Origin of the sequence: Acinetobacter sp. USHLN143 (assembly GCF_037145695.1) — a bacterium.
Lineage (GTDB): Bacteria > Pseudomonadota > Gammaproteobacteria > Pseudomonadales > Moraxellaceae > Acinetobacter > Acinetobacter fasciculus.
This window is the reverse complement of record NZ_JBBCWZ010000352.1, coordinates 1-220: the sequence shown is the minus strand read 5'-3', so window position 1 is coordinate 220 and position 220 is coordinate 1. Positions and strand designations below refer to the sequence as shown.

The following is a 220-nucleotide window of genomic DNA, read 5'->3' as shown; positions in this document are numbered from 1 at the left end:
AATCCTTTAATAAATTTGGATGCTTCTTCATCCAATGCTTGCTATCCGTAGTTTTTGTATAGCGACGCTTAGGGCGAATCAATAAGTTATTTTCTTTCAATATTTTAAATATAGTCAAATCATTATAAAACTAATACAATGGTGCAATGAGTTATTCAGAACATTTTAGACGTAAAATTTTAGCTAAGCTTGAGGAAGGTTATTCTATTCGAGCGGTAGC

General features: G+C 31.4%; 1 pseudogene. It reads left to right on the top strand.

What is annotated here, in order from left to right:
- Positions 1-146 precede the first annotated feature (146 nt).
- Positions 147-220: pseudogene (locus tag WFH18_RS18355) on the top strand (IS630 transposase-related protein); the annotation flags it as partial.